The sequence below is a fragment of the Kitasatospora sp. NPDC057512 genome (assembly GCF_042802135.1).
Taxonomy (GTDB): domain Bacteria; phylum Actinomycetota; class Actinomycetes; order Streptomycetales; family Streptomycetaceae; genus Kitasatospora.
In genome coordinates this window covers 1-8,405 of record NZ_JBHVET010000347.1, presented here as the reverse complement: position 1 = coordinate 8,405, position 8,405 = coordinate 1, and the positions used below count along the sequence as shown (strand labels likewise).

The window sequence follows — 8,405 nt, the reverse complement described above, 5'->3', positions numbered from 1 at the left end:
CCGCCCCTCACCGGACGGCGGGTGCGCGCGCTCAGCCCTTGACCGATCCCGCGGTCAGCCCCTGGGCCAGGTAGCGCTGGAGGAACTGGTAGGCCACGATCACCGGCAGCGAGGTCACCAGTGCCCCGGCGGCGAACAGGCCGTAGTTCTGGTCCTGTTGGCCGGAGATGATCCCGTAGAGGCCGACCGCGACGGTCTTGGAGTCGTTCGAGGTCAGGAAGATGTTCGCCAGGATCACGTCGTTGAGCGCGGCGGTCAGCGACAGGATGGAGATCACCACCAGCATCGGCGCGGCGAGCGGGAGGATCAGCCGGAAGAAGATCTGCGCGTGCCCGGCGCCGTCCACCTTGGCGGCCTCGTCGATCTCGCGCGGGATGGTGTCCAGGTAGCCCTTCATCAGCCAGGTGTTCACCCCCATCGCGCCGCCGAGGTAGACCAGCACCAGGCCCCACGGGGTGTCCAGGCCGATCGCCGGCAGCACGTCGCCGATCTTCGCGAACATCAGGTAGAGCGAGACCACCGCGAGGAACTGCGGGAACATCTGCACCAGGAAGACCGCCATCAGCCCGAACCGCCGGCCGCGGAAGCGGAACCGCGAGAAGGCGTACGCGGCCAGCACCCCGAGCAGGACGTTGAGCACGGCGAAGGTGCCGCAGACGAGAGCGGTGTTCCCCAGCCACCGGGCGAACGGGTACTGCCCGTCGGTGAAGAGCGCGGTGAAGTTGGCGAGCGAGGCGTGCCGGGGCAGCAGGGTGGACGACTGGAGCGTGCCGAGCGGGTTGAGCGCCGCGGAGAGCACGAACAGCAGCGGGAAGAGCGCGAAGCAGACGGCGAGCACGGCGATCAGGTGCCGCCAGCCGAAGCGGCGCAGCCACCGCGCAACGGCGGTGCCGGTAGTACTGCTGGTACCGGACGTGGCGGTCATGCGTTCAGCTCCTCAAGGGCACGGGTGCGGCGGAAGCCCACCAGCGTGATCAGCCCGACCAGCAGGAAGATGACGATGGACAGCGCGGCGGCGAAGCCGTACTGGGCGCCCTGCCCGCCGAAGGCCAGCCGGTAGGTGTAGCTGATCAGGATGTCGGTGGAGCCGGCCGTGCCGCCCGCGCCGTCGAACGGCCCGCCGCCGGTGAGCAGTTGGATGGCGTTGAAGTTGTTGAAGTTGAAGGCGAAGGACGAGATCAGCACCGGCGCGGCGGCGACCAGCAGCAGCGGGAAGGTGACCGCCCGGAACGCCGTCCACGGCCCGGCGCCGTCGATCCGGGCGGACTCGTTGAGTTCGGCGGGCATCGCCTGCAGCACGCCGGTGCAGATCAGCAGCATGTTGGGGAAGCCGAGCCAGAGGCTGGTGAGCACCACCGCGAACCGGGCGGTCCAGGCTTCGCCGAGCCAGTCGATCCGGGCGTGCAGCAGCTGGTTGAGCAGGCCGAAGTCCCGGTTGTACATGCTCTGCCAGATCAGGATGCCGATGAACGCGGGCATCGCGTACGGCAGCAGCATCAGCGAGCGGTAGACCCGCTGCCCGCGCAGCCGCGGGTGGTTGAGGGTGAGCGCGAGGCCGAGGCCGAGAGCGAAGGACGCGCCGGTGGAGAGCACGGCGAAGCCGAAGGTCCAGGCGAGGACGCCGAGGAAGGGGCCGCGGATGGCGGGGCTGGTGAGCACGGCGGTGAAGTTGGCGAAGCCGACGGTGCGGTGCCAGCCGGTGGGCAGGGTGCGCCCGGAGCCGTCGTCGGCGGTGTACCGGCCGTCCCGGGGGTGGTAGACGGTGTGGTCGCGGCTGTCGGTCAGGGTGTCGGCCTGCCGGTCGTGCACCAGGGTGGGCCGGGCCGCGGTGGCCATCGAGAGGCCCTGGCTGACGATGAAGGCGCCGTCCGCCGGCACCCGCAGCCCGGTCAGCTCGGCGGAGCGGGCGTTGACCTGGCCGAAGGTGAGCAGCTTCAGCCCGGGGGCGGCGGTGACCCGGCCGTCCGGCCCGGCCACGGTCCCGGCGGGGGCGGGGGCGAGGCCCCGGGCGGTGCCGGCCGAGACCTGCCCGGTGTCCGGGTCGGTGAGCAGCAGCACCAGCGGGCCGCCGTCGGTGGCGGTGGCGACGGTGAGCGCGTACGAGGGGCTGCCGGGGACGGGCTCGACGGAGTTCTCGACGAGGCTGTGGACCGCCTGGTCCTTGGTGAGCAGGTGGCCGTCGCCGTAGTCGGTGAAGGAGACCGCGACGATGTACAGCACGGGGTAGGCCACGAAGGCGAGGAACAGCGCGGTCGCGGGCAGCAGGTACTTGGCGGGCAGTCGGCGCGGCGAGAGGTAGATCCAGAACGTCGCGCCGACGGCCGCGGCCAGCACGCCGAGCGCGGCCCAGTGCCCGGCGTCGTACAGCCGGGGCGCCGCGTAGAGGGCGAGGGCGGCGACGCCGGCCAGCAGGCCGATCTTCGCCAGCTGCGCGGTGAGGGTGCCCGACCGGCGGGTGGCCCGGCGGGGCGGGCGGGGCGGGCGGTCCGGGGCGCCGGCGGGGTCGTCGTCCGGGCGCCGGCCGGCCTGGAGGGTGGGGGAGGTCATGGGTGGTCCCTGGTCCGAAGGGCGCCCGGAGGTGGTGGCCGTCCGGGTGTCGGCGCGCGCCGGGCTCGGCACGCGGGGGGCTCGGGGCCCGGGCGGACGCGCCGGAGCCCGGCGCGTCGGCTCAGCGCGCGGAGCCCAGGGCGGCGCGGATGGCCTCGCCGGCCTGCTTCATGGTCGAGGCCGGGTCGGCGCCCGCCACGATGCTCGCCTCGGCCTGGCCGAGCGGCCCCCAGATCGCGTTCATCGCGGGGATCGTCGGCAGCGGCTGGCCGTTCGCCCCGGCGGCCGCGAGGGAGCCGATGTCGGGGTCGGTCGCGGACGCCTTGGCGAGTGCGGAGGTCAGCGCGGGCGGTTCCGGCGAGGCCTGGTAGAGCGCCAGCTGGCCCGACTCGGAGCCGATCTCGTGCAGCAGGAACTCCTGGGCCAGCGGCAGGTTCCTGGCCTTGGCGGAGAGGTAGAAGGCCTGCACCCCGATGAACGGGCGGGCCTGGCCCTGGCCCGCCCAGCCGGGCACCGGCGAGATCGCGTAGGGCAGCCCGGCCTGCTTGAGCTGGCCCAGCGCCCAGGGGCCGGCCACCAGGTACGGCGTCTTGCGCCCGGTGAACAGCGCGATGGCGTTGGTGTCCACCGAGCGGTTGAACAGCCCGCCGCCCTTCTCGCCGTACTGCTTGAACAGCTCGCCGGCCGCGATCGAGCCGGGCCCGCCGACGCCGAGGTCGGCGGTGTCGTAGCCGCCGTCGGCCTTGGTGCCGAACAGGTAGCCGCCGGCCGAGGTGAACAGCGGCTGGAGCGCGTACGCGTTGCCCTGCTGGCCGATCGGCAGGGCGAGCGGGACGTCGCTCCGGCCGGCCTTGACGGCGGCCTGCCCGGTGGCGGCGAGGTCCTCGAAGGTGGCGGGCGCGTCCGGGGCGAGTTCGGTGTTGCGGAACAGCACCAGGTTCTCGGTCGCGTACGGCAGCCCGTACGGCCGGCCGTCGTGGTTCACGGCCTCCAGCGCGGCGGGCTGGAACAGCGCCTTCTGCGCCTGGGTGAGCGGGACGGGCGCGACGACGCCGTTCTGCACCAGGTTGCCCAGCCAGTCGGAGGCTCCGACCACCAGGTCCGGGCCCTTGCCGGCGTTGGTGGCCGAGACGTAGGCCTGCTGGGTGTTGACGGACTGCGGGACGACGGTGACCTTGACCCCGTGGTCCTTGCCGAACCGGTCGGCGAGCGGCTGGAGGGCGGCGGCCTGCTGGGTCTGCGCCCAGATCACCAGGTCGCCCTCCGCGGCCGGGATCGGCGCGTCGGTCATCGGCCCGCCCGGGGCGGCGCCGCTCGCGGCGGACGGGCCCGCGGCCGGGGTGCCGGCGGGCGAGGGGCCGCCGCAGGCCGTGACCAGCAGGGCGAGGACGCCGAGGGCGGCGTGTCTGCGGTAGCGCATCGTCCGAGACTCCTTCGTCTGGGAGGGGGTGGGGGCGCGGCCCGGGGCCGGGGTGGGTGGGGCCGGGCCCCGGGAGGGCGGGTCAGATGCCGTCCGCCGGGCGGTGCCAGCGGTCGACGGTGAGGTCGAGGCGGGTGTCCCGGTCGACGGTGAGCGGGTGCATGACCCGCAGGCCGTCCTCGTCGACGGCGTCCAGGCCCCAGCCGCGGGAGATGCCGCCGTCGAAGCCGGTGCCGCGCGGGACGGCGATCCGGCCGCGGAAACGCCCGGGGCCGTCGGGGCGGCAGGGCAGCGGGCCGAACATCACCGGCGCGTCGTCCGGGGTGCCGTCCGGCACGGTGACGACGACGTCCAGGACGGGACGGGCCGGCAGCTCCGGCGCCACCTCGACCTCGGTGCGGGCCTCCAGCCCGTGCGCCCGGACGGCCACCTCGGTGCGGCCGGCGGCGAGCGGGCGCAGCAGCCCGTGCGGCGAGACGGCGGCGACCCCGGGCGGCTCCGCCCGGTAGCCGGCCTCCAGCGCGGTGTACCGCACGCCGTCGGCCCGGACGGCGACCGGGTTGACGGCGCTCCAGGTCTCGCCGGGGGCGAGCCGCAGGTGCGCGGCGGCGGTGAGCGAGACGACCGGCGAGGGGGCGCCGAACAGGTGCAGCAGCGCGTGCCGGGCGCGGGGGCGCCAGGCGTCCTCGTGGTGGGGTGCGACCGGGTCCTCGTAGTAGAGGAGGTCGGCGCCGCTGGTGTAGCCGGCCTCGTCGAGGAGCTGGACCGCCAGTTCCCGCGCCGGCCTGGCCATGATCAGGCCCTCCCGGCCGCCGATGTCCAGCCAGAGCCGGCGCGGGCCGCGGCGGCGGTAGCGCTCGTACACCACCTTCTCGCCGAGGTCGGCCGGGTCGACGTGGGTGAGGAACGGGGAGAGGACGGCGGCCAGGCCGAAGACCTCGGGGCGGCGGAAGGCCATGTGGTAGGCGACCAGGCCGCCCATCGAGGAGCCCATCACCGCGGTGTGCTCCGGCCCGGTCCTGGTCCGGTAGCTTGAGTCGACGAAGGGCTTGACCTCGTCGGCCAGGAAGGCCTCGTAGCGGTGGCCCTTGAGCGGGGTGCCGGGCGTGCGCCAGTACTCGGCGACGTGCGAATACTCGGTGCCGCGCTCGGCGCCGGCGTTGGGCACGCCGACCGCGATCAGCTCGGGGATCAGGCCCTCGGCGTAGAGCCGCTCCAGCGTCCGGTCCAGCGCCCAGGTGGGGCGCTGCCCCTGGTCGAAGACCTGCTGGCCGTCCTGGAGGTAGAGCACCGGGTAGTCGGCGTCCGGGTCGTCGTCGTAGCCGGGCGGCAGGTGGACCAGCAGGTCCCGTTCGTTGCCGAGCCGTTCGGAGCGGAAGCCCGGGACGCGTTCGATCCGGCCGCGGCGCACGGCGGCGGCCCCCGCGGTGGAGGTGCTCATCGGGCCACCGACCAGACGTGCACGGCCGGGCCCTCGGCGGGCAGGTCGCGGCCGGGGACGAGCTGCGGCCCGCCGAGCAGGTGGGTGGCGTGCCACTCCCCCGCCACCGGCGGGTGGTCGGCCCGGCTGATCTGCACCAGGATCCGCTCCCGGTCGTCCTCGCGCTCGAACAGCAGGACGTCGCGCTCGGCGAGCAGCCAGCGCAGCCCGCCGCCGCCGAGCGCGCTGTGGCTGCGGCGCAGCCGGATCAGTTCGCGGTAGGTGCGGTAGGTGTGCTGGTCCCAGGCCGACTCGTCCCAGGGGAACGGCTTGCGACCCTCCTCCAGGCCCTCGCCCACCACCCCGACCTCGTCGCCGGAGAACACCATCGGGGTGCCGGGCAGGGTGAACAGCAGGGCCGCGCCCAGCAGTTGGCGCTCGGGGCCGGCGAAGCTGCGGAACCGGGCGGTGTCGTGGGAGTCCAGCAGGGTGAGGTTGTGCACCCGGCTGCGCCAGGGCAGGGCGGCGCCGAACGCCGTCATGGTGGCCCGCAGTTGGTCGCCGCCGTAGTCGGGGATCGGACCGGGCACCGCCCAGAAGTCCTTCTGGTCGTGCCGTTCGGCGAGCCAGGCCCAGACCGGGCGGGTGAAGCCCGCGTAGCTCATGGTGCCCTGCCAGCCGTCGCCGCCCAGGGCGAGCGAGGCGTCGTGCTGGTGCTCGGCGAGCAGCACGGCGTCGGGGTTGGCGGCCCGTACGGTGGCCGCGGTGGTGGTGGCGACCAGGCGGTTGAGCTCGACCTCGCCGCGCCGGCCGGCCATCTGGGCCACGTCGACCCGCCAGCCGTCCAGGTGGAACGGCGCCTTGAGGTACTTGGCGACGACCGAGTCGGGGCCCTCGTAGAGGCGGCGGCGCAGTTCGGCCGAGCGGTGGTCGAAGGTCGGCAGGGTGCGCACGCCGAGGAAGGTGGCGTAGTCCTCGGGTCCGTCCTCGCCGAAGAAGTAGAAGCCGGCCTCGGGGGCGCGCGGGTCCCGCTGCGCGGTGCGGAACCACTCGTGGTCGCTGCCGGAGTGGTTGAGGGTGATGTCGCCGATCACCTTGATGCCGCGCCGGTGGGCCTCGGTGGTGAGCGCGATCAGCGCCTCGTCGCCGCCGAGCGCCGGGTCGACGCGGTCGAAGGAGACGGCGTCGTAGCGGTGGTTGGAGCGGCCCTCGAAGAAGGGGGTGAGGTAGATGACGGTGGCGCCGAGGCGCTGGATGTGGTCGATCCTGCGGACCACGCCCCAGAGGTCGCCGCCGTACATCTGCTGGAGGGCGGCGGCGTCGCCGGTGTGCAGCGGGGTGTCCCAGTCGGCGGGGCGGGCCCAGGCGGCGAGCGGGGCGTCGCCGCCGCGGGCGTAGCGGTCCGGGAAGACCTGGTAGACGACCGCGTCGGAGGCCCAGGCGGGCGGGGCCGGGTGGGTGGTGAGGCGGAAGTCGGTGGCGTCCGGCAGGTCGTGGTCGTGGAGGCCGGCCGCGGTGAGCCAGCGACCGCCGTCCGGGGTGTGCAGCCAGAACCGGTAGTTCATCTCCGGGTTGACCATCGTCAGGCGGGCCCGCCACCAGGTCGCGTCGGCGTCGGTGCGATGGGGCACTGCGGCCTCGAAGTGCGGTTCGCCGTCGGGGACGGAGCGCAGGTACACCCGCTCGACCGGCTGACCGGCCGGCACCCGGACCAGCAGGTCGACCTCCTGGCCGAGCCGGGGCGCGAGGTCGCCGACGTAGCGCGCGGAGCCGTCGTGGTGCGGCTGGTGGCGGGCGGCGAGGCGGTGGCTGCGGGCCGTGTCCATGGAGCTCCTCGGTCGGGTGAACAGGGTAATGGAGGGCGGCGTTCCGCTTACCGGGGCCGACGAGGGAACCGTAACGGCGATGAAACAGTTGCGCAATACGTTGCTAAGGTTGTTTCACAGCCTCGCTGACTCACGGCCGGGGATTTGTAAGATGCAGGCTCGACCAGTCGGGAGGACCACATTGAGCGGCCCGTCACTACGGGACATCGCAGCCCGGGCAGGCGTCAGCGCCGCCTCGGTGAGCAGGGTGATCAACGACCGGCCGGGCGTCTCCGAGGACACCAGGCTCAAGGTCGCCGAGGCCATGCGGGAACTCGGCTGGCAGCCCGACCAGGGCTACGACCCGCACCAGGGCGCACTGGTCGGCATCGTCGTCCCCGAGCTCGACAACCCGGTCTTCCCGCTGCTCGCCTCCGCGATCGAGGTGCAGCTCGCCAAGCGCGGCCTGACCGCCGTGGTCGGCACCTCCACCCGCCAGGGCACCGCCGAGCTGGGCTACATCGACGTCCTGCTGCGCAAGGGGGTCTCCGGGCTGGTCCTGGTCTCCGGCCGGCACGCCAACCCCAACGCCGACCACGGCTTCTACCGGCTGCTGCACGAACGCGGCATCCCGATGGTGCTGGTCAGCGGCCGGGTCGAGGGCCTGGCCGTACCCACCGTCGCCACCGACGAGGCGCTCGGCGCCCGGATCGCCGTCGCCCACCTGCGCGAACTCGGCCACCGGCGGATCGGACTGGCCGGCGGCCAGGGCTACCTGCGGCCCTCGATCAACCGCCTGGACGGCTACCGGCGCGCGATGCGCGAACTGCTCGGCGAGGAGGCCCCCGCAGACTGGTACGCCGAGTCCTCCTACTCGATCGCCGGCGGCGCCGCGGCCGCCCGCCAGCTGTTCGACGCGGGCGTCACCGCGATCGTCGCCGGCAGCGACCTGATGGCCCTCGGCGTCGCCCAGGCCGCCCGCGAGGCCGGCCGCCCGGTGCCGGGCGAACTCTCCGTGGTCGGCTACGACGACTGCCAGCTGGCCGCCCACAGCAACCCGCCGCTGACCACCGTGCGCCAGCCGATCCAGGAGATGGGCGCGGCCGTCGCCGAGGCCCTCTGGAGCCAGCTGGAGGGGCACGGCGGCCAGGTCAGGGACTACCTGTTCGCCCCGGAGCTGGTCGCCCGCGAGTCCACCGGCCGGGTGCGGCAC

6 protein-coding genes are annotated in these 8,405 nt (G+C 74.1%); 1 reads left to right on the top strand and 5 read right to left on the bottom strand.

Annotated features, from left to right (window positions below; all coding sequences use genetic code 11):
• Nucleotides 1–31: 31 nt before the first annotated feature.
• The 5 genes from ACFU6K_RS22225 to ACFU6K_RS22205 all read right to left on the bottom strand — a co-directional run bounded on the left by ACFU6K_RS22225 (nucleotide 32) and on the right by ACFU6K_RS22205 (nucleotide 7,213).
• Entirely contained in the window at nucleotides 32–925 is an 894-nt protein-coding gene (locus tag ACFU6K_RS22225) for a sugar ABC transporter permease (protein WP_380665573.1), read from the bottom strand.
• Nucleotides 922–2,547, bottom strand: a complete 1,626-nt coding sequence (locus ACFU6K_RS22220; RefSeq protein ID WP_380665571.1) for an ABC transporter permease subunit — start codon at nucleotides 2,545–2,547, stop codon at nucleotides 922–924. Before ACFU6K_RS22220 ends, ACFU6K_RS22225 begins: the two co-directional genes overlap by 4 nt.
• 121 nt (nucleotides 2,548–2,668) lie before the next feature.
• Nucleotides 2,669–3,967 (bottom strand): extracellular solute-binding protein, encoded by a 1,299-nt coding sequence (locus ACFU6K_RS22215; protein WP_380665569.1) that lies wholly within the window; start codon nucleotides 3,965–3,967, stop codon nucleotides 2,669–2,671.
• Between the two features lie 82 nt (nucleotides 3,968–4,049).
• On the bottom strand, nucleotides 4,050–5,408 hold the full coding sequence (locus ACFU6K_RS22210; protein WP_380665567.1) for an alpha/beta hydrolase: 1,359 nt from the start codon (nucleotides 5,406–5,408) through the stop codon (nucleotides 4,050–4,052).
• Nucleotides 5,405–7,213, bottom strand: a complete 1,809-nt coding sequence (locus tag ACFU6K_RS22205; RefSeq protein WP_380665565.1) for a glycoside hydrolase family 13 protein — start codon at nucleotides 7,211–7,213, stop codon at nucleotides 5,405–5,407. Before ACFU6K_RS22205 ends, ACFU6K_RS22210 begins: the two co-directional genes overlap by 4 nt.
• A gap of 151 nt (nucleotides 7,214–7,364) precedes the next feature.
• Between ACFU6K_RS22205 and ACFU6K_RS22200 the strand changes: the two genes are divergently transcribed.
• A partial coding sequence (locus ACFU6K_RS22200; RefSeq protein WP_380665563.1) for a LacI family DNA-binding transcriptional regulator occupies nucleotides 7,365–8,405 on the top strand: 1,041 nt, incomplete at its 3' end.

Excerpts from the sequence above, each read along its gene's own strand:
- ACFU6K_RS22225 (WP_380665573.1), bottom strand. The coding sequence starts at position 925 with ATGACCGCCACGTCCGGTACCAGCAGTACTACCGGCACCGCCGTTGCG.
- ACFU6K_RS22220 (WP_380665571.1), bottom strand. The coding sequence starts at position 2,547 with ATGACCTCCCCCACCCTCCAGGCCGGCCGGCGCCCGGACGACGACCCC.
- ACFU6K_RS22215 (WP_380665569.1), bottom strand. The coding sequence starts at position 3,967 with ATGCGCTACCGCAGACACGCCGCCCTCGGCGTCCTCGCCCTGCTGGTC.
- ACFU6K_RS22210 (WP_380665567.1), bottom strand. The coding sequence starts at position 5,408 with ATGAGCACCTCCACCGCGGGGGCCGCCGCCGTGCGCCGCGGCCGGATC.
- ACFU6K_RS22205 (WP_380665565.1), bottom strand. The coding sequence starts at position 7,213 with ATGGACACGGCCCGCAGCCACCGCCTCGCCGCCCGCCACCAGCCGCAC.